The sequence below is a fragment of the Burkholderia sp. SR8 genome (assembly GCF_052851275.1).
This window is the reverse complement of the sequence record NZ_JAULUC010000007.1, coordinates 229,737-248,865: the sequence shown is the minus strand read 5'-3', so window position 1 is coordinate 248,865 and position 19,129 is coordinate 229,737. Positions and strand designations below refer to the sequence as shown.

At 66.7% G+C, this 19,129-nt stretch carries 17 protein-coding genes and 3 tRNA genes; 8 read left to right on the top strand and 12 right to left on the bottom strand.

The genetic code is table 11. The features are described from left to right. Positions 1-79: 79 nt before the first annotated feature. From Q3A80_RS11765 to Q3A80_RS11755, 3 genes are read right to left on the bottom strand one after another with little or no spacing between them, the layout of a single operon-like run. Positions 80-1,117, bottom strand: coding sequence for an ABC transporter permease subunit (locus Q3A80_RS11765; protein ID WP_446329200.1), 1,038 nt, complete (start codon positions 1,115-1,117; stop codon positions 80-82). Positions 1,118-1,157: 40 nt separating this feature from the next. Beyond that, the gene (locus Q3A80_RS11760) at positions 1,158-2,711 is read right to left on the bottom strand and encodes a sugar ABC transporter ATP-binding protein (protein WP_446329199.1); all 1,554 of its coding nucleotides are present in this window, start codon (positions 2,709-2,711) and stop codon (positions 1,158-1,160) included. Beyond that, complete coding sequence (locus tag Q3A80_RS11755) at positions 2,698-3,945, bottom strand: ROK family protein (RefSeq protein WP_446329198.1); 1,248 nt, start codon at positions 3,943-3,945, stop codon at positions 2,698-2,700. Before Q3A80_RS11755 ends, Q3A80_RS11760 begins: the two co-directional genes overlap by 14 nt. Before the next feature lie 367 nt (positions 3,946-4,312). Between Q3A80_RS11755 and Q3A80_RS11750 the strand changes: the two genes are divergently transcribed. After that, positions 4,313-4,816, top strand: a complete 504-nt coding sequence (locus tag Q3A80_RS11750; RefSeq protein WP_446329197.1) for an Ohr family peroxiredoxin — start codon at positions 4,313-4,315, stop codon at positions 4,814-4,816. 83 nt (positions 4,817-4,899) lie between these two features. On the opposite strand, the gene Q3A80_RS11745 is transcribed toward Q3A80_RS11750, so the two are convergent. The 4 genes from Q3A80_RS11745 to Q3A80_RS11730 all read right to left on the bottom strand — a co-directional run bounded on the left by Q3A80_RS11745 (position 4,900) and on the right by Q3A80_RS11730 (position 7,012). Further along, a tRNA-Leu gene (locus Q3A80_RS11745) sits at positions 4,900-4,986 on the bottom strand. A 410-nt stretch (positions 4,987-5,396) separates the two neighbouring features. Next, positions 5,397-5,483: transfer RNA gene (locus tag Q3A80_RS11740), tRNA-Leu, on the bottom strand. Positions 5,484-5,598: 115 nt separating this feature from the next. Continuing rightward, entirely contained in the window at positions 5,599-6,588 is a 990-nt protein-coding gene (locus Q3A80_RS11735) for an aliphatic sulfonate ABC transporter substrate-binding protein (RefSeq protein ID WP_446329196.1), read from the bottom strand. A gap of 337 nt (positions 6,589-6,925) precedes the next feature. Continuing rightward, a tRNA-Leu gene (locus Q3A80_RS11730) sits at positions 6,926-7,012 on the bottom strand. A 249-nt stretch (positions 7,013-7,261) separates the two neighbouring features. Between Q3A80_RS11730 and rnr the strand changes: the two genes are divergently transcribed. The 6 genes from rnr (at position 7,262) to Q3A80_RS11700 (ending at position 14,507) form a co-directional block, all read left to right on the top strand. After that, complete coding sequence (rnr, locus tag Q3A80_RS11725) at positions 7,262-9,730, top strand: ribonuclease R (RefSeq protein WP_446329195.1); 2,469 nt, start codon at positions 7,262-7,264, stop codon at positions 9,728-9,730. A 153-nt stretch (positions 9,731-9,883) separates the two neighbouring features. Continuing rightward, positions 9,884-10,627 carry a 23S rRNA (guanosine(2251)-2'-O)-methyltransferase RlmB gene (gene rlmB / locus Q3A80_RS11720; protein WP_446329194.1) on the top strand — a complete coding sequence of 248 codons (744 nt, stop codon included), beginning with the start codon at positions 9,884-9,886 and terminating at the stop codon, positions 10,625-10,627. 115 nt (positions 10,628-10,742) lie between these two features. Continuing rightward, on the top strand, positions 10,743-11,612 hold the full coding sequence (locus Q3A80_RS11715) for an N-acetylmuramoyl-L-alanine amidase (protein ID WP_446329193.1): 870 nt from the start codon (positions 10,743-10,745) through the stop codon (positions 11,610-11,612). 114 nt (positions 11,613-11,726) lie between these two features. After that, positions 11,727-12,419, top strand: coding sequence for a ribose-5-phosphate isomerase RpiA (rpiA, locus tag Q3A80_RS11710; protein ID WP_446329192.1), 693 nt, complete (start codon positions 11,727-11,729; stop codon positions 12,417-12,419). A 283-nt stretch (positions 12,420-12,702) separates the two neighbouring features. Further along, entirely contained in the window at positions 12,703-13,419 is a 717-nt protein-coding gene (locus Q3A80_RS11705) for a FadR/GntR family transcriptional regulator (protein WP_446329191.1), read from the top strand. A 101-nt stretch (positions 13,420-13,520) separates the two neighbouring features. Further along, positions 13,521-14,507 carry a Gfo/Idh/MocA family protein gene (locus Q3A80_RS11700; RefSeq protein ID WP_446329190.1) on the top strand — a complete coding sequence of 329 codons (987 nt, stop codon included), beginning with the start codon at positions 13,521-13,523 and terminating at the stop codon, positions 14,505-14,507. A gap of 64 nt (positions 14,508-14,571) precedes the next feature. Here Q3A80_RS11700 and Q3A80_RS11695 read toward each other — a convergent pair whose 3' ends face one another. The 3 genes from Q3A80_RS11695 to Q3A80_RS11685 form a co-directional block, all read right to left on the bottom strand. Continuing rightward, the gene (locus tag Q3A80_RS11695) at positions 14,572-15,264 is read right to left on the bottom strand and encodes an amino acid ABC transporter permease (protein ID WP_446329189.1); all 693 of its coding nucleotides are present in this window, start codon (positions 15,262-15,264) and stop codon (positions 14,572-14,574) included. Positions 15,265-15,386: 122 nt separating this feature from the next. After that, positions 15,387-16,181: a cystine ABC transporter substrate-binding protein gene (locus Q3A80_RS11690; protein WP_446329188.1), complete on the bottom strand. Its 795-nt coding sequence runs from the start codon at positions 16,179-16,181 to the stop codon at positions 15,387-15,389. Positions 16,182-16,283: 102 nt separating this feature from the next. Continuing rightward, positions 16,284-17,321: a quinone-dependent dihydroorotate dehydrogenase gene (locus Q3A80_RS11685; RefSeq protein ID WP_446329187.1), complete on the bottom strand. Its 1,038-nt coding sequence runs from the start codon at positions 17,319-17,321 to the stop codon at positions 16,284-16,286. 22 nt (positions 17,322-17,343) lie between these two features. On the opposite strand from Q3A80_RS11685, the gene Q3A80_RS11680 reads away from it, so the two are divergent. After that, complete coding sequence (locus tag Q3A80_RS11680) at positions 17,344-17,478, top strand: hypothetical protein (protein ID WP_446329186.1); 135 nt, start codon at positions 17,344-17,346, stop codon at positions 17,476-17,478. A 21-nt stretch (positions 17,479-17,499) separates the two neighbouring features. Here the strand turns inward: Q3A80_RS11680 and Q3A80_RS11675 are convergent, their stop codons facing one another. After that, entirely contained in the window at positions 17,500-18,330 is an 831-nt protein-coding gene (locus tag Q3A80_RS11675; protein ID WP_446329185.1) for an arginyltransferase, read from the bottom strand. 33 nt (positions 18,331-18,363) lie between these two features. Then, positions 18,364-19,128 carry a leucyl/phenylalanyl-tRNA--protein transferase gene (gene aat / locus Q3A80_RS11670; protein WP_446329184.1) on the bottom strand — a complete coding sequence of 255 codons (765 nt, stop codon included), beginning with the start codon at positions 19,126-19,128 and terminating at the stop codon, positions 18,364-18,366. Between the last annotated feature and the right edge of the window lies 1 nt (position 19,129).

Here is a 19,129-nt window from a genome sequence, read left to right as displayed (position 1 = left end):
GGTCCGTTGGCGGACGGGCGCAGGAGGACCTGCCTGCGCCTCGATGGTTGAACGTTGAGCGCTACGGGGCAAGTACGGCTCAGGTGCGGGCCGAGTCGCGCTGGCGGTAGCGGTCGAGCGCGACCGCACCGATGATCACGAGCCCCTTGATGATGTATTGCCAGATGTCGGACACGCCGAGCAGCACGAGGCCGTTGGTCAGCACCGCGATGATCAGCGCGCCGATCAGCGTGCCGACGATCGACCCGACACCGCCGACGAAACTCGTGCCGCCGAGGATCACCGCGGCGATCGCGTCGAGTTCGTACGACTGGCCGAGCTGCAGTCCGTTGGCCGCATAGAGGCGCGCGGCCGACATCACCGCACCGAGGCCGGCCAGCAGGCCCGATGCCGCATAGACGAACAGCTGGATCGCGCGCACGTTGATGCCCGACAGCCGCGCGGCTTCCGGGTTGCCGCCGACCGAATAGATCCGCATCCCGAGCACCGTGCGGCGCAGGATGAACCACGACAGCGCGATCACCGCGATCGCGATGATCACGAGCCACGGCACGCCGAGGATCGAACCGTTGCCGATGAACGCGAACGGCAGTTGCGGATTGAAGACGGTCGTGTCGTTGCCGATCAGCCGGGCGACGCCGCGCACGGCGGTCATCGCGCCGAGCGTGACGATGAACGGCGGCAGGCGCAGGAACGAGATCAGGCCGCCGTTGATCGCGCCGAACACGAGACCGACGGCGAGTGCGATCGGCACGCCGAGCCAGCCCCAGCCGGGGATGGTCGACGCGAGCAGTGCGGCGACCGCCGACGCGGCGAGCACCGAGCCGACCGACAGGTCGATGCCGCCCGTCAGGATCACGAAGGTCATGCCGGCGGCGAGCACGATGTTGATCGACGCCTGCTGCGTGACGATCGACAGGTTCTGCAGCGTGAAGAAGCCGTCGGTCAGGAAGCCGAAGCCGATGCAGAGGACCAGCAGCACCGGCAGCATGCCGGCGGTGCGCATCAGCGATTGCATGCGCGCACGATGATCGGCGCCGCGCATCAGCGGCGTGCGGGTGGCGACCGGATGGGCCGTCGCGGAAGCGAGGTTCCGCTGCTTGGTCGGGTTGATCATTTCGGTACCTTGAAAGAAGAGGGAAATGAAGGGGCCGTGGTCAGTGCGCGTCGGCGAGTTCGGCCTGCGAGCCGGTCGCGAGCGCGATGATCGCTTCCTGCGTGATCGGGGTGTGCGTGTGACCGCCGAGTTCGCCGGCGATCTCGCCTTCGCGCATCACCAGCACGCGATCGGCGACACCGATGATTTCCGGCAGTTCGCTCGAGATCACGATCACGCCGACGCCCGCGCGGGCCAGTTCGTTGATGATCCGGTAGATCTCGGACTTCGCGCCGATATCGACGCCGCGCGTCGGTTCGTCGAGGATCAGCACGCGCGGCTTCGTCTCGAGCAGCCGCGACAGCAGCACCTTCTGCTGGTTGCCGCCCGACAGCGCGCCGACGTTCACGTTCGCGTGCGGCACGCGGATCGACAGCGATGCGATCGCGTCGCGCGCACGTTCGGCGCCGCGCGCGAGATCGAGCGCGCCGAGCCGCGCGTCGCGATTGCACACGGAGATGTTGATGTTGTCGCGCACGCTCATGTCGAGGAACAGGCCCTGGCGCTTGCGATCTTCGGTCAGGTAGACGAGGCCTGCGTCGATCGCGTCGCGCGGCGAATGCGCACCGAACGTGCGATCGCCGAGCTTCACGTCGCCGCGCGTGCGCGGCTCCGCGCCGAAGATCAGCCGCGCAAGCTCGGTGCGGCCCGCGCCGACGAGCCCCGCGATGCCGAGCACTTCGCCGGCATGCAGGTCGAGGCTGCAGCCGCGCACGCGGTCGGCGTCGGCGATGTCGCGCACCGACAGCAGCAGGTGGCCAGGGTCGTACGGCGCGTGTTCCTTCTTGTAGAAGCCGGAGATGTCGCGGCCGACCATCATCGCGACGAGCCGCTCGGCCGACAGCGATGCGCGTTCGAGCGTACCGACGTACGACCCGTCGCGCAGCACCGACACGCGGTCGGACAGTTCGTAGATCTCCGCCATCCGGTGGCTGATGTAGATGATCGCGAGGCCTTCCTCGCGCAGCTGGCGGATCAGGCCGAACAGATGCTCGGTCTCGCGCGACGACAGCGGCGTCGTCGGTTCGTCCATCACCAGGATGCGGGCGCGGGTGTGCACGGCGCGCGCGATCTCGACGAGCTGCTGTTCGGCGATCGACAGCGTGCCGACGAGCGTGTCCGGCCCGAACGGCGCGCCGAGGCGCGCGAGCACGTCCTGGCAGCCGCGCGCCATCGCCGTGCGGTCGATGGTGCCCCAGCGCCGGTTGCCGCGCCGCAGTTCGCGGCCGACGTAGATGTTTTCCGCGACGGTCAGGTTCGGCGCGAGGCACAGCTCCTGGTAGATCACGGCGACGCCGGCATCGCGCGCGGCGAGCGGGCCGTCGACGTCGATGCGCTCGCCGTCGATCAGGATTTCGCCGCCGGCGTCGGCGCGGTAGGCGCCCGACAGGATCTTCATCAGCGTCGACTTGCCGGCGCCGTTCTCGCCCATCAGCGAATGGATCTCGCCCGGATAGACGGTCAGGCTGACGTTGTCGAGCGCGCGCACGGCCGGAAACGTCTTGCTGATCCGGCGCATTTCGAGCAACGGCCGGGGCGACTCAGATCGCGACATGGTTGACCTCCTGCGATTCGGTGCGGGCGCCCTTGAGGATGCCGGCCCGCGGGGAGAAATTGAAGTACATCGGCAGCGTCGCGGCGCCGATTGCGCCGGCGTCGGCGCCGAACGTGCCGCGCACGAGCGTCGGCGTGCCGCGCGCTTCCGGCGCGGTCGCGACGAGCGCGGCGCGCAGCCGCGTCGTCACCGCGTCGAGAAGGCCCGCATCGGTATCGGCGTCGAGCACGACCACCGGCGCGTCGACGACGCACAGCACCGCGCGCAATGCCGGCGCGAGCGCGTCGACGCAGTCGTCGATCCATTCGTCGACCGCCGGCAGGCCGCGCGCGATGCACGCTTCGAGGTCGGCGCGGTTCTCGACCGTCTCGCCGTGATGGCGCAGGTGACGCACGAGCGCATGCAGCGACGCGCGGGCGAGCAGGATGTCCCACGGGCCGCGCGGCGGCGGGGCGGACGCCAGCCGGCTCGGCGGCACGGGAATCACCGCGATGTCGCCGGCATTGCCGGTCACGCCGCGCAGGCAGTCGCCGTCGATCGCGATGCCGCCGCCGATCGCCGGGCCGATGAACAGGTACACGAAGTCGTCGCACTGCCGGCCGTAACCGTAGAACAGTTCGGCGATGGCGGCCGCGTTGCCGTCGTTTTCGCCGAATACCGGCAGCGATACCGCGCGACTGAGATCGCTCGCGAAGTCGACGTCTTCCCAGGCACGGAACGTGTCGGGCGCGAGGCCGAGCTCGCGCATCCATGCGCCGAGGTTGTACGGCTGCGCGACGCCGACGCCTGCCAGGCGCGCACGCTCGTGGGCGGGGAGCAGGTCCTGCATCGCGTCGATGTCGTGCCGCACGATCTCGAGCACGTCGGCGGGCGGGGGGAGCAGCGTGTCGTGCGAGCGGCGGCCGAGCACGTCGCCCGCGAAATTGACGAGCGCCGTCTCGATGCGCATCCGGTCGAGATGGACGCCGATGCCGAACGCGCCGCGCGGATCGAGGCGGATCAGCGACGCCGGCTGGCCGCGCTGGCCTTCGGTACGACCCGCGAATTCGATCAGCTTCGCGTCGGCGAGCGACGCGATGATGCTGCCGACTGCCGTCCCCGTCATGTTCGCGAGACGGGCGAGATCGGCCTTCGACGCGCTGCCCGCGCGGCGCAGCGTCTTCAGCAGCAGGCGCTCGTTGTAACGGCGCACGTTGGCCGAGTTGCTTCCCTGGCCGATGTGCGGGCTTCTCATGGCGTCTCCTTCCATGGCGCGTCAGCGGTCGACGCATTAAATAAATCACGTTGATTTATTTAACCGCGTGAGCGGCCGCATGTCAGCCTAGGGAAATCCCGGTTTCGGCCGGTGACGAAGGCGGGGCTTGGGTTGCAGCCTGCGTGGAGATCCGCGGCGTGTTCGCCATGGACTGAATTTTCGAATTCGTCTGATGGATTTGCCGTTTTCGGTGCGCCACCATTGCCGGCCCGGCTGTTGCGGCATGACGGCCGGAATAGATCGAAAAGGCGGCTCGCTCAGCCGAACGCGGTGATGCGGGGCGCCGCTTGTTCATCCGGCGTGGTGCGGCTGCCGCCGTCCCGCGTTCGCTTTTGGGAGAAAGTCCATGCATCGTCCGACGCGGCCTTCGATATCGCTGCTCGATTCCTACACCGGCAGCGAACCGCTGCCGCTTTACACGACGACGGTCACAGTCACCGGCGGCGAAGCGGCTCACGGACGATCGTCCGGGCGCGCGCGTTCGGCAACGGGCGAACTCGATCTGGCGTTACGCCTGCCGGTCGAACTGGGCGGCGCGGGTGGCGGCACGAATCCGGAGCAGCTGTTCGCGGCCGGCTTCGCCGCGTGTTTTCATGGCGCGCTGACGCTGGTTGCGCTGAAGCGGCGGATCCGGTTGCCCGATGACCTTGCAGTCTCGGCCAGCGCGACGTTCCAGCGCGATCCGGCGGATGGTTTGTTTGCGATCGCACTCGATCTGGAGGTCCACATGCCGGGCATCGACGCAGACGATGCACGTGAGCTCGTTGCGCAGACCGAGGCGATTTGTCCTTACGCGAAGATGGCGAGGGAGGGAATTCGGCACACCGTGCGTATCAGCGGGGCGGCGTAGGTCGGGATCGGATGGTGGGTTTCCGTGAGGGGGCGGCGGGAATGAAAAAAGGCCGGCTAGAAGCCGACCTTTTCAAAAACAGATGGTGCCCAGGAGAGGACTCGAACCTCCACGGTGTTGCCACCGCTAGGACCTGAACCTAGTGCGTCTACCAATTCCGCCACCTGGGCACGTTTCGCTTGCTGCGATGCGAAGACCGCTATTTTAGCGTGCCCGAAGGATCTGTCAATACAATTTGAGGTCTTGAACGCAAATAATTTGCGGCTTGTTTGCGCGGCGAGAGAAGGGGATGCGCAGCGCACCCGTACGCATGAGCATTGATTCGTCTCGGGAGTGAGCGGCGAGAACCGATGTCATCTGCGTGCACAGCGATTCGGCGCAGGAAATGAAAAAAGGCCGGCTAAAAGCCGACCTTTTCAAAACAGATGGTGCCCAGGAGAGGACTCGGTCACGCCTGCGCGACCCCGGCTGCGCTTGCAAGCGCAGCCTTTCGAGTCCTCGCGCAAAGCGCGCAGGTGCTTTGCTTCCTGGGCTTGAAATGAAAAAAGGCCGGCTAGAAGCCGACCTTTTTAAAAACAGATGGTGCCCAGGAGAGGACTCGAACCTCCACGGTGTTGCCACCGCTAGGACCTGAACCTAGTGCGTCTACCAATTCCGCCACCTGGGCACGTTTTGCAGCGAGCTGCTTGCTGCAAAGAAGTGAAATTATAGCGTGCCTGGAAACGCTGTCAACACAATTCGATCGATGACGATAAAAATATCGTGTGCGGCGTGCCGCGACATCACGCGCCGATCGACTCCGCCCGTCTGGCCGTGAAATTCCAGCGCAGCGCTTCGCTCGTGTCGACGCGGGCGGGCAGCAAGCCGGCTGCGAGAAACGTATCCGCGATCTTCTGCTGTTCGCCGAAGTTCTGCGTGGCAACGGCACGCACCTGATAGCTGCGTCGCGCGTTCGCGCGCTCGATCGTCCGTGCATCGAGTCCCCAGATCGGCGCCAGCGTGGTGGCGGCTTCCTGTTGATGCTCGCGCAGCCACGCACCGGCTCGCGACAACCGGTCGAACACGATCTGCATGACGTCGGGGCGTGCGGCGGCAAAGCTGCTCGACGCGAGGTAATAGCGCTGATATGACGCGAGACCGCTGCCGTCGGCCAGAATCCGCACGTCGGGATTCGTGTCGACCGACGCGACATATGGATCCCATGTAATCCACGCATCGACGCTGCCGCGCTCGAATGCCGCGCGGCCGTCCGCGGGTGTCAGGTAGTGGATGGTCGTGTCGCCCGCGGTGAGCTTCGCGCGTGCGAGCGCGGCAAGCAGCAGGTAGTGGCTGCCGGCGGCCTTCGTGACGGCGATCCGCTTGCCCTTGAGATCGGCGAGCGTGCGCAGCGTGCTGTCCTGCTTGACGATGATGGCCTGCGCTTTCGGCGACGGCGCTTCCTGAGCGACGTACACGAAACCGGCATGCGCGGCCTGCGCGAAGACCGGCACCGTGTCGGCCACGTCGGCGCTGAAATCGACCGCGCCGACGTTGAGCGCTTCGGTCAGCGGCAGGCCGCTCGCGAATTCATGCCACGATACGCGCAGGCCGAGCGGCGCGAGCGACTGCTCCAGCGTGCCGCGCGTCTTGAGCAGCGTGATGAGGGTCGACGATTTCTGGTATCCGATGCGCAGCGTGGCAGGCGCGTTATCGGCGTGCGCCCGGATGCCGGCAGCGCTCAGGCTGGCGGCCAGCATCGCGCGCGCGAACGCGCGGCGGTTCATCGGCGTCATGGATCGTGCTCCTCGTTGGATGCGTTGAAAGCAAGGCGGCTAACGTACCAACGGAGGCGGCAATCGATAAGCGATTAATTCTGCTATCGATCGGAGTGGCGGGCATATGGCGCGGTGCGTGCCGGTAATACGGCGCCGAAAACGAAAAAGGCCGGCTGGAAGCCGACCTTTTCAAAAACGGATGGTGCCCGGGAGAGGACTCGGTTACCCCCCGCGCGATCCCCGCTGCGCTTGCAAGCGCAGCCTTTCGAGTCCTCGCGCAAAGCGCGCAGGTGCTTTGCTTCCTGGACTTGAAATGAAAAAAGGCCGGCTGAAAGCCGACCTTTTTAAAAACAGATGGTGCCCAGGAGAGGACTCGAACCTCCACGATGTTGCCACCGCTAGGACCTGAACCTAGTGCGTCTACCAATTCCGCCACCTGGGCACGTTTTGCAGTAGCTGCTTGCTGCAAAGAAGCGAAATTATAGCGCCCCAATTATTCGTGTCAACACTTTTTTGCGATGCGCCGCAAACGGGCCGCTGCCGCGGGTGCAGCGGGCATTCGCGTCATTTGGCGGCACAGGCGGGTGATAGAATGGTCCGCCGCCGTCACTATAGAACTGTCTGACGGACACTTCTATGTTGATGCCGTGCACCATCAGTCAACGCAACGAGAACAATCATCGACAAACCCTTGAGCAAATATCCGTACCCCATTCCGAGCCGTGAAGAAATTCTCGGCGTGCTGCGTACGAGCGACGCGCCGCTGGCCGCCAATGACATCGCGGAAGCGCTGTCGATCAAGCGTCAGGAGCGCGAGGGGTTCTTCCGGCGTGTCGCCGCGATGGAACGCGACGGACAGATCCGCCTCGACAAGCGCGGCCACTACCAGCTCACCCATCCATCGAATTTCGTTGCCGGCCGCGTGCAGGGCCATCGCGACGGCTACGGGTTCGTGATCCGCGACGACGGCCAGGACGACCTGTTCCTGCCGAACGGCGAAATGCAGAAGGTGATGCACAACGATCGCGTGCTCGCGCGAATCGTCGGCTACGATCGCCGCGGCCGGCCTGAAGGTCATGTCGTCGAAGTCACCGAACGCGCGAACAAGCGCGTGATCGGCCGCCTGCTCAACGAGAACGGCGCGCTGATCGTTGCGCCCGAAGACAAGCGCATCGGCCACGACATCCTGATCACGCAGAACGTGAAGAAGGCGAAGGTCGGGCAGGTGGTCGTCGTCGAACTGACGGACTTCCCGAGCCGCCACTCGCAACCGCTCGGCCGCGTCGTCGAAGTGCTCGGCGACATCGACGATCCGGGCATGGAAATCGAGATCGCGGTGCGCAAGTACGGCGTGCCGCACGAATTCAGCCAGCCGGCGCTCGACGAAGCCGCCGCGCTGCCGGACAAGGTGCGTCCGGCGGACCTGCGCTTCCGCGTCGATCTGCGCGACGTGCCGCTCGTGACGATCGACGGCGAGGACGCGCGCGACTTCGACGATGCCGTCTATTGCGAACCGACCAAGGTCGGCCGCGGCGACGGCTTCCGCCTGATCGTCGCGATCGCCGACGTGTCGCACTACGTGCAGCCGGGCAGCGGCCTCGATGCCGACGCGCTCGAGCGCAGCACGTCCGTGTATTTCCCGCGCCGCGTGATTCCGATGCTGCCGGAGAAACTGTCGAACGGGCTGTGTTCGCTGAATCCGCAGGTCGATCGTTGCGTGCTCGCGTGCGACATGGTGATCACCGCGCGCGGCGAGATCAAGGCGTACCAGTTCTATCCGGCGGTGATCCATTCGGCCGCGCGGCTGACGTACACCGAAGTCGCCGCCGTGCTGTCGAACACGAAGGGGCCCGAGGCCGCGCGCCGCGCGGACCTGCTGCCGCACCTGCAGGACCTGTACGGCGTCTACAAGGCGCTGTTCACCGCACGCCAGAAGCGCGGCGCGATCGATTTCGACACGACGGAGACTTACATCGTCTGCAACTCGCAGGGCAAGATCGAGCAGATCGTCCCGCGTCAGCGCAACGATGCACACAAGCTGATCGAGGAATGCATGCTGGCCGCGAACGTCTGCGCGGCCGACTTCCTGAAGCGCCACAAGCATCCGGGCCTGTATCGCGTGCACGCGGGACCGACGCCGGAGAAGCTCGAGAACCTGCGCGCGTTCCTGCGCGGCATGGGGCTGTCGCTCGGCGGCGGCGACAAGCCGCACGCGAGCGACTACGCGGCGCTGATGGCGCAGATCCGCGACCGGCCCGACGCGCAGATGCTGCAGCCGATGCTGCTGCGCTCGATGCAGCAGGCCGTCTACAGCCCGGACAACATCGGCCACTTCGGTCTTGCGTACGAGGCTTACGCGCACTTCACGAGTCCGATTCGCCGCTATCCCGACCTGCTCACGCACCGCGCGATCTACGCGATCCTGTCGGGCAAGAAGTACACGCCGAAGGCGCCGGACGGCTTCGAGCTGAACACCGCGCTGTCGCCGCGCGCGCGCGCGATGCAGCAGGCCGACGACGAGGCGCGCGGTCGCTCGCGCGCGAACACCGCGATCTGGGAAGAACTCGGCCTGCATTGCTCGGCGAACGAGCGGCGAGCCGACGAAGCGTCGCGCGACGTCGAGGCCTGGCTCAAGTGCTACTTCATGCGCGACAAGCTCGGCGAGGAGTATGGCGGGATGGTGAACGGCGTTACGTCGTTTGGCATCTTCGTGCAGCTCGATACGCTGTTCATCGAAGGGCTCGTGCACGTCACGGAACTCGGCTCGGACTACTTCCAGTACGACGAGATCAAGAACGAACTGCGCGGCGAGCGCACGGGCATCCGCTATCGCTTGTCGGATCGCGTGCGCGTGCAGGTCAGCCGCGTCGACCTCGATGCACGCAAGATCGACTTCCGCCTGGTGCGCGACACGCCGGTGAAGGCGCCGCGTCCGGCACCCGCGCCGGCTGCCGCCGGTAACGGCAGCGGCAGCGATCGCGGCGGCCCGCGCGTGCGCTCGTTGCCGCCGGTGGACGAAGCCGCGCCGCGCCGCAAGAAGGCGGCCAGTGCACCGACTGCCGCGGTGAAGGAAGCGCAAGCCGCGCGCGCGGCAAAGAAGAAGGGCGGCGCGGCGGCCAAGACGGCCGCGAAGAAGACGCACGGACGCAAGAAGTATTGAGCGTACGGGGCGGCGCATGCGCACGCCCGTTGCAGTATCGAGAGACGCCGCGTTCTACCGGTCACCGGCCGGCAACGCGGCGCTTTCCTTTTCCATGGATCGCGGTTGCGTGTGTTCGCGCGGCCGCACGTTTGATCGAAGGTTGTTCCAGTCATGTCACGTCTGAAGGTTCTTTACGGTTTTCATGCGGTGACCGCACGTTTGCGGCACGATGCGTCGACGGTCGCGGAGGTGCTGTACGACCAGACGCGCCGCGACCGCCGCATGCAGGACTTCCTGCACGCCGCGAAGGAAGCGGGCGTGCGGCTGATCGCGGCCGACGAAACGCGCCTGTGGGGCCTCGCGCATACCGAGCGCCACCAGGGCGTCGTCGCGCGCGTCGAGGACGTCCCGCTCGCGCAGAACCTGTCCGAGCTACTCGACGGCATCCAGGGCCCGGCGTTGCTGCTGGTGCTCGACGGCGTCACCGATCCGCACAATCTCGGCGCGTGCCTGCGCGTCGCCGATGCGGCCGGTGCGCATGCGGTGATCGCACCGCGCGACCGCGCGGTCGGCCTGAACGCGACCGCGGCCAAGGTCGCGAGCGGCGCTGCCGACACGGTGCCGTACATCACGGTCACGAACCTCGCCCGCGCGCTGCGCGAGCTGAAGGAGGCCGGCGTGTGGATCATCGGCACGTCGGACGAAGCGTCCGCGACGCTGCATGACACGAAGCTCGACGGCCCCGTCGCGATCGTGATGGGCGCGGAAGGCGAAGGCATGCGCCGGCTCACGCGCGACACCTGCGACGAAGTGATGAGCATCCCGATGGCCGGCAGCGTCGAAAGCCTGAACGTGTCGGTCGCGAGCGGCGTGTGCCTGTACGAAGCGGTGCGGCAGCGGCGCGTGAAGGCCTGACAGGCCGGCCGATACGCAGCCGCCGCAAGCGGCCTCGTGCGATGCGCGGGCCGCACCGACCGAACGACGCGTGCCGCGATCGCGCGCGGCACGCGGCTCCCGGAACGCGCGAACCATGACCCTGTTTCGCTTCGGCGCAGCGTGCGCCGTCCTCGGCCTGCTGGCCGCCTGTACGTCGCCGTCGCTCGTCGGGCGCGGTACCTACTACGCCGATACGAGCCTGCATGCGCGCGGTGCCGATTCGCGGATCCGCTTCCTCGTGATGCACTACACCGAAAGCGACGAAGCGAAATCGCTGCGCACGCTGACGGGCGACTCGGTCAGCGTGCATTACGTCGTGCCGCCGCGACCGCGCGTCGAACACGGGATGCCGGTCGTCTACCAGCTCGTGCCCGAATCGAAGCGCGCGTGGCATGCGGGCATCAGCGAATGGCAGGGCACGACGGAACTCAACGCGGCGTCGATCGGCATCGAGAACGTGAATCGCGGCCCGCTCGATTCGCAAAACCGCACGTGGCAGCCGTATCCGCCCGAACAGGTCGATGCGCTGATCCGCCTGTCGAAGGACATCGTCGAGCGCTATCGCATCCCGCCGACGCGCGTGGTCGGACACAGCGATATCGCGCCGCAGCGCAAGATCGATCCCGGTCCGCTGTTCCCGTGGCATGCGCTCGCGCAAGCGGGCGTCGGCGCGTGGCCGGACGACGAGACGGTGACCGCGCGGCTTGCCGGCCGCGATCCGCACGCGCTCGTCGACGTGCGCGGATTGCAGCTGAAACTCGCGCGTTACGGCTACGACGTGCCGACCGACGGCGTGCTCGACGCGCGCACGCGGCGTGTCTTCGCCGCGTTCCAGATGCATTTCCGGCCGTCCGACTATGCAGGCAATCCGGACGCCGGGACCGACGCGATCGCGCAGGCGCTGCTCGACAAGTACTTTCCCGCCCCGGCAGCCGACGCCGCGTCCGCCACCGGCGCGCAGTGATGCCGCGGTGATCGCCGCCGGCTTCGGTGCCGGCATCGGCGCCGAAAAAGCCCGACCCGTCTTCCGAGTCCGGTAAACTGGCGGTTTTCCGCAATCCCGCTGTATTCCCACCTCATGACTCAAGACGAACTCAAACGCCTGGTCGGCCAGGCGGCCGCCGATTATGTGATCCAGAACGTGCCGGAAGGCGCGGTGATCGGCGTCGGCACCGGCTCGACCGCCAACTGCTTCATCGACGCGCTCGCGGCCGTCAAGTCGCGCTATCGCGGCGCCGTGTCGAGCTCGATCGCGACGACCGAACGTCTCAAATCGCACGGCATCAAGGTGTTCGACCTGAACGAGGTCGACTCGCTGCAGGTGTACGTCGACGGCGCGGACGAGATCGACGCAAGCGGTGCAATGATCAAGGGCGGCGGCGGCGCATTGACGCGCGAAAAGATCGTGGCTTCGGTGGCCGACACGTTCGTCTGCATCGCCGACGGCAGCAAGCGCGTGCCGGTGCTCGGCGCGTTCCCGCTGCCGATCGAGGTCGTGCCGATGGCGCGCACGGCGATCGGCCGGCGCGTGACGGCGCTCGGCGGCGTGCCGGTGCTGCGCGTGACGAAGGACGGCGCGCCGTACATCACCGACAACGGCAACGAGATCATCGACGTGAAAGGGCTGCAGATCGCCGATCCGCGCGGTTTCGAAGCGCAGGTGAATGGATGGCCGGGCGTCGTGACGGTCGGGCTGTTCGCCGAGCGCGGCGCGAATCTGTGTCTGCTCGGCACGGCAAACGGCGTTGAAACGATCGTTTATCCCGGTTAATTAATACTGAATGAGAAGCAGTCCGTAATGGCGTCACGATGCGGTAATGGATTGCATGTTTAAATTTTGTGGAAATCACGGCCCGGCAAGCGCAGCGCGCTTTCCGGGTTTTTTTTGAAGCCGTATAAATCACCCCGTCCAAAAGAGGGATAACCCTGTCAGGTGTTTACCAGATAGCGAAATATCCCCGAACTCGCCAACTTATAGATCATAAGAACAGTCGTAACCAGGGCCGGCGGAACTGCGGAGCAGGTGTTCGCAAATCGACGCACGGGGAGGTGTCATGGAGCAGGGCAAAGACCGGTCACTGGTCGCCAAAGTGATGGATGGACTTGTCGCGGGTATCGTCGAGGACAAGTACGGCGGCATTCTGCCGCCGCAGGACGTGCTGTCGAAAGACTTCGACGTGAGCCGCACGGTGATGCGCGAAGCATTGTCGATGTTGCTTGCGCGCGACATGCTCGACGTGCGCCCGAAAGTCGGTACGCGCGTTCGGCCGATGCGCGACTGGCGCATGATCGATGAAGACGTCGTGAGCTGGCGGTTTCGCGCGAAGCCGGATCCGCAGTTCATGCGCGACGTGATCGAATTCCGGATGCTGATCGAACCGCGTGCGACCGCGCAGGCGGCGGTGCGCGCGACGGCCGTCGACATTGCCGGCATTCGCGAGGCGTTCGACGCGTTCAAGGTGTTGCAACCGGGCGACCCCGGCTACGACACGGCCGACGAGTTGCTGCACACGCGGATCGTCCAGGCGAGCGGCAACCAGTTTTTCCAGCAGATGGCGGCGATCGTGCGCGGTGCAGTGCGGCTCGTGAATCCGCGCGTCGCGCAAAAGGACGGCGCGCACGACATCGCGGTGAAGGCACATGCACGCGTCGTCGATGCGATCGAGCGGCGCGATCCGCGCGAAGCCGAAGCGGCGTCGCTCGCGCTGATCGATTTCAGCGCGGACGAGATCTCGCGCGATTTCTCCGTCGACGTGCCGGTGCGCGCCTGAGTCGGCACGCGTCGTTGATCCGCGAGCCGGCGAGCCGATTATCATGACGGCCGGCCGGCAGCGTGCCGGCACCCGTCATACGACCGACACGGAAGATCCGGATGAACGACTTCGACAACCGCCCGGTGCGCTTCGGCATCGTCGGCGCAGGCAGCATCGCACGCCGTTTCGCGCAGAGCCTCGCACACGTGCCGGGCGCCGTGCTGGCCGGCGTGTGGGCGCGCCGCACGGACGCGGCAACCGCGTTCTGCGACGCCTGCGGCGGCACGCCGGCCGCGAGCCTCGACGCACTGCTCGCGACCGATATCGACGCAGTCTATATCGCGACGCTGCACGACAGCCATGCGCAGTACGCGCACGCCGCGCTCGCCGCGGGCAAGGCCGTGCTGTGCGAAAAACCGGCGACGCTGAACGCGGCGCAACTCGACGGCGTGCTGAATGCGGCACGCGCGTGCGGCCGGCTCTTCATGGAAGCGATGAAGCCGCCGTTCTTTCCGCTGTACCGTCGATTGCGCGCGCATCTCGATGACGATCCGATCGGCGAGATCCGGCTCGTGCGGGCGGGGTGCGCGTCGTCGTCGGTGCCGGACGATCATTCCGTGTATCGGCTCGACCGTGCCGGCGGTGCGCTGCTGGACATCGGCATCTACGAAGCGTTTCTCGCGGTCGACTGGCTCGGCACCGCGCTCGACGTGCAGACGCTTGGCCGTGTCGGCGCGACGGGCGTCGACGTGTTCGCGAGCCTGAACAGCCGCCACGCGAACGGCGGCATCGCGCAGCTCTTTTGCGGGCTCGACGTGATGGGCCGCGGCGACGCGCTGATCGCCGCGGCGGGCGGCCACGTGACGATCCACGAGAAGTGGTGGAACCCGGCGCGCGCGACGATCCGCTATGCGGACGGGCGCACCGTCGAGCTCGATGCGCCGGTCGAAGGCGGCGGCCTCAACTACGAGACCGCGCATTTCTGCGACCTGCTGCGCGCGGGCGAACGCGAGAGTCCGATCATGACGCACGACCATTCGCGACGGATGATCGCGATGACCGATGCGGCGCGCGCTGCACTCGGCGTGCGTTATTCGGGCGAGTAAGCGCGAAAAGGAGCGCAGCGGCCGCGCGTACAGCCGCGGCCCGGCCGGAGGGGCAACGGCGTGCTCAGTGACGTGCCGGCAGCGACAGGCGCTTTTCGTACCAGCGCTGGACCCATTCGAGGATCTGGCACAGCACCCAGTAGACGGCCGCGGCGGCCAGGTACAGCGGCAACGGCTGATAGGTCGCCGCGATCACTTCCTGCGCGCTGCGCAGCAGCTCGGTCACGGTGATCACCGATACGAGCGACGTGTCCTTGATCAGGCTGATCAGGCTGTTCGACAGGCTCGGCACCGCGATGCGCAGCGCCTGCGGGCCGATCACGTAGCGCAGCGTCTGCCCCCACGACAGCCCGAGGCTGTATGCGGCGAGCCACTGGCCGCGCGCGATCCCGTTGATCGCGCCGCGCATGCTTTCCGACATGTACGCGGCGACGTTCGCGGACAGCGCGATGACGCCGGCCGGCGTCGGATCGAGCGAGATGCCGAGACTCGGCAGCCCGTAATAGATGACGAAGATCTGCACGAGCAGCGGCGTGCCGCGCATCAGGCTCACGTAAGCGCGCGCGAGCCACGCGAGTGCATTGACCCAGATGCGCTCGAAGCCTTCGAGCGATTCGCCCGCCCGGATGCCCATCATCGCGAGCACGACGGCGCCGAGCAGGCCGAATACCATCGACAGCACGGCGAACTTGACGGTCAGTACGGCACCCTGGGCGAGCACCGGCAGCGATTGGACGAGCAGGGACGTTGTCGACATGGAATACGAATCGAATGCGTGCGCGAAAGCGCAATCATAAACCGGACCGATAAAACAAAGGGCGGCATCGTTGCAGATGCCGCCCTTTCCGGCCCGCCGTCAGACGGGAAACAGAGGGATGCTTACTTGATCGGCTTGGTCACGTCGATGCCGAACCACTTGTCCGAGATCTTCGTGAACGTGCCGTCGGCTTCGAGCTGCGCCATCGCGTCGTCGATCGCCTTCTGGAACTTCGGGTTGCCCTTCCTGAACGGGATGCCCGACGGATTCGCCGAGCCGACGTTCGCGCCCGGGCGCAGCGGCAGCTGCGAGTTCTTCGTCAGGTACGCGAGCATCAGGCGGTCGTTCAGCGCCGCGTCGAGACGGCCGGCCGCGAGGTCGCGCAGGTACTCGGGCGCGCCCGGGTACGTCTTCACGTCGATGCCCGGCACCGACTTCGCCATGTCCATGTAGTTCGTGCCGAGCGCGACGCCGAGCTTCTTGCCTTTCAGGTCTTCGAGCGACTTGAACTGGCGCGTGTCGTCCTTGCGCTGGATCAGCTGTGCCGACGAGTACGTGTACGCGGGCGAGAAGTCGAGCGTCTCCTTGCGCTTGTCGGTGATGCCGACCTGGTTGACGATCACGTCGAACTTGCCGGCCTGCAGGCCCGCGATGATGCCGCTCCATTCGGTCGTGACGAATTCGGCCTTCACGCCGAGCTTCGCGGCGACGGCCTTCGCGATGTCCACGTCGAAGCCGACGAGTTCGCCTTGCGGGTTCTTCGAGTTGAACGGCGGGAACGTGCCTTCGAGGCCGACGCGCAGCGTGCCGCGTTGCTTCACCTGGTCGAGCAGGTCGGCCGCATGCGCGGTAGCGGCGGCGAACGACGTGCCGATCAGGCCGGCGACCAGCAACTTCTTCAGCAGCGAAATTTTCATCGTGTGAGCTTCCTTGCCCGCGTGGGGCGCTTGATTCGGAGTGTGACGTCGATCATAGCAAAAACGCAATCGGCCACTAAATATCGTTTGTTTATAGCTATATTACGCGGTGCGATCGCGCGCGATGGCCTTCACGCATTCGGCGACGAGTGCCGGCCCGCGATAGATGAAACCGGTGTACAGCTGGACGAGCGAGGCGCCGGCCGCGAGCTTCGCGCGCGCGTCCTCGCCGGAGAGAATGCCGCCGACGCCGATGATCGGCACCGCGCTGCCGACTTCGGCGTGCAGCTTGCGGATCACTTCGTTCGACGCGTCGAACACCGGGCGGCCCGACAGGCCGCCGGCTTCATCGGCGTGCGGCAGGCCCTGCACGGCCGCGCGCGACAGTGTCGTGTTGGTGGCGATGACCGCTTCGATCTTGTGGCGCAGCAGCGTGTCGCCGATTTCCTTCACCTGTTCGTCGTCGAGATCAGGGGCGATCTTCAGCGCGAGCGGCACGAGCTTGCCATGCAGGTCGGCGAGACGCTGCTGCTTGTCCTTCAGCGCGGCGAGGAGCGCGTCGAGTTCGCCGGCGCCTTGCAGCTGGCGCAGGTTCTTCGTGTTCGGCGACGAAATGTTGATCGTCACGTAGCTCGCGAACGGGTACACGCGTTCGAGGCAGTAGAGATAGTCTTCCGCGGCGCGCTCGATCGGCGTGTCGGCGTTCTTGCCGATGTTCAGGCCGAGGATGCCGCGATAGCGGGCCGCCTGCACGTTCTTCACGAACTGGTCGACGCCGTGGTTGTTGAAGCCCATCCGGTTGATCAGCGCGTCGGCCTGCGGCAGGCGGAACATCCGCGGGCGCGGGTTGCCCGGCTGTGCGCGCGGCGTGACCGTGCCGACCTCGATGAAGCCGAAGCCGAGCGCCGCGAGGCCGTCGATGGCCGCGCCGTCCTTGTCGAGACCGGCGGCGAGGCCGACCGGGTTGCGGAACGTGAGCCCCATCACGGTGCGCGGCGCGTCGGGCACGCGAGCCGACAGCGCGCAGGCGAGGCCCGTGCGGCCGGCCGCGCCGAGCGCGCGCAGCGTGAGGTGGTGAGCGTCTTCCGCATCCATCTTGAACAGGGATGCGCGGGCCAGCGGATAGAGGGAACTGAACACGGGAATTGGGCGGACTGCCGGAATGAATGACAACCCGCTATTTTACCGGGAGTTGCGCGGCAAGGGCGCGGTTCGGTTCGTAGCGTGTCCGGCGACGCTTGCCGTGCCGTGCGTCAGCCGCTTCGTCACCGGGGCGGTGCTCGTCTCGCCCGCGTGACGCCGCGCCGAGGCGTGCGCGTCAACCGGAGCCGGAATGTCCGCCCGGCAGCGGCGCGCGCGCGAGTGCCGCATCGACCGGCGGCAGGTCGACGCGATCCGGATCGAGAATTTTCCAGCGGCCGTCGAGCAGCCCTTCGAGCGGATGGAAGTTCGCCTTGTACGCCATCTTCGGGCTCTCGCGGATCCAGTAGCCGAGATACACGTACGGCAGGCCGAGGCTCTTCGCCTGCTCGATCTGCCACAGGATGTTGTACGTGCCGTAGCTCGTGTGCGGGTCGTCGGGCTCGAAGAACGTGTAGACCGACGACAGCCCGTCGCCGAGGATGTCGATCATGCTGACCATGCGCAGCTTGCCGGGCTCGCCGCCCGGCGCGTCGAGGTCGCGGAATTCGACGAGCCGCGAATTGATCCGGCTCTGCAGCAGGAACTGCTCGTACTGGTCGCGGCTGTCGCGATCCATGCCGCCGCCCGCGTGGCGCGCGGACTGGTAGCGCATGTAGAGCGCGTAGTGCTCCTCGTCGTAATGCAGCGGCGAGACGGTCGCGACGAGCGCGCGGTGACGCCTCCACATCCGGCGCTGCGTGCGCGACGGCGTGAACGCGCCGACCGGCACGCGCACGGGCACGCACGCGCGGCAGCCGTCGCAGTACGGGCGATAGGTGAACACGCCCGAGCGGCGGAAGCCGGCCTTCACGAGCTCGGTGTAGATGTCGGAATTGATCAGGTGGCTCGGCGTCGCGACTTGCGAGCGCGCGATACGGCCGTCCAGATAGCTGCACGGATAGGGCGCCGTTGCATAGAATTGCAGCGCCGAAAGCGGTGAAAGCGGCAGCTCAGTCGGGTGAGTCATGGGCAGCTCTCGATGCAGGGAGGGAGTGCCGCGCTAGCGCTCGGGCCCGGAGGGAGCCGCCGGTTCGGCAGGGCCCGTCAGCGCGGCGAGCACGCGCTTGTCGAACTGCCACGGAATCGGCGGTTCGGTTACCGCGCGGCGCACGTGAGCGGCAAAGGCCTTGCGTGCGATCTCGCGGCCACCGAGCGACGCTAGATGCGACGTATTCTGCTGGCAGTCTATCATTTCCAGCCGGTGCTCGCGAAGGTGGGCGACGAGCGCCGCGAGCGCGATCTTCGACGCGTCGGTGACGTCCGCGTACATCGACTCGCCGAAGAACATCCGTCCGAACGCGACGCCGTACAAGCCGCCGACGCGCCGCCCGTCATGCCACGTTTCGATGCTGTGCGCGTTGCCGGAGCGATAGAGCGACGTGTACGCGTCGATGATCTCCGCCGTGATCCAGGTGCCGCGCTGCCCGCGGCGCGGCGCCTGCGCGCACGCGCGCATCACACCCGGAAAATCGTGGTCGACGCGCACTTCCCACGCGGGATCGCGCTGCACGCGCTTGAGCGTCTTGCGCAGCGACGGCGACACCTTGAATTCGGCCGGCACGAGAATCATCCGCGGGTCGGGGCTCCACCACAGCACGGGCTGGCCGTCGGAATACCACGGGAAGATGCCGCGCAGATACGCGTCGATCAGCCGCGACGGCAGCAGGTCGGCGCTCGCGGCGAGCAGCCCCGGCGCGCCGGTCGCGGCGCCGAGCGCGCGCTCGATGGGCGGAAACGGATCGTCCGGGCCGAGCCAGGGGACCATG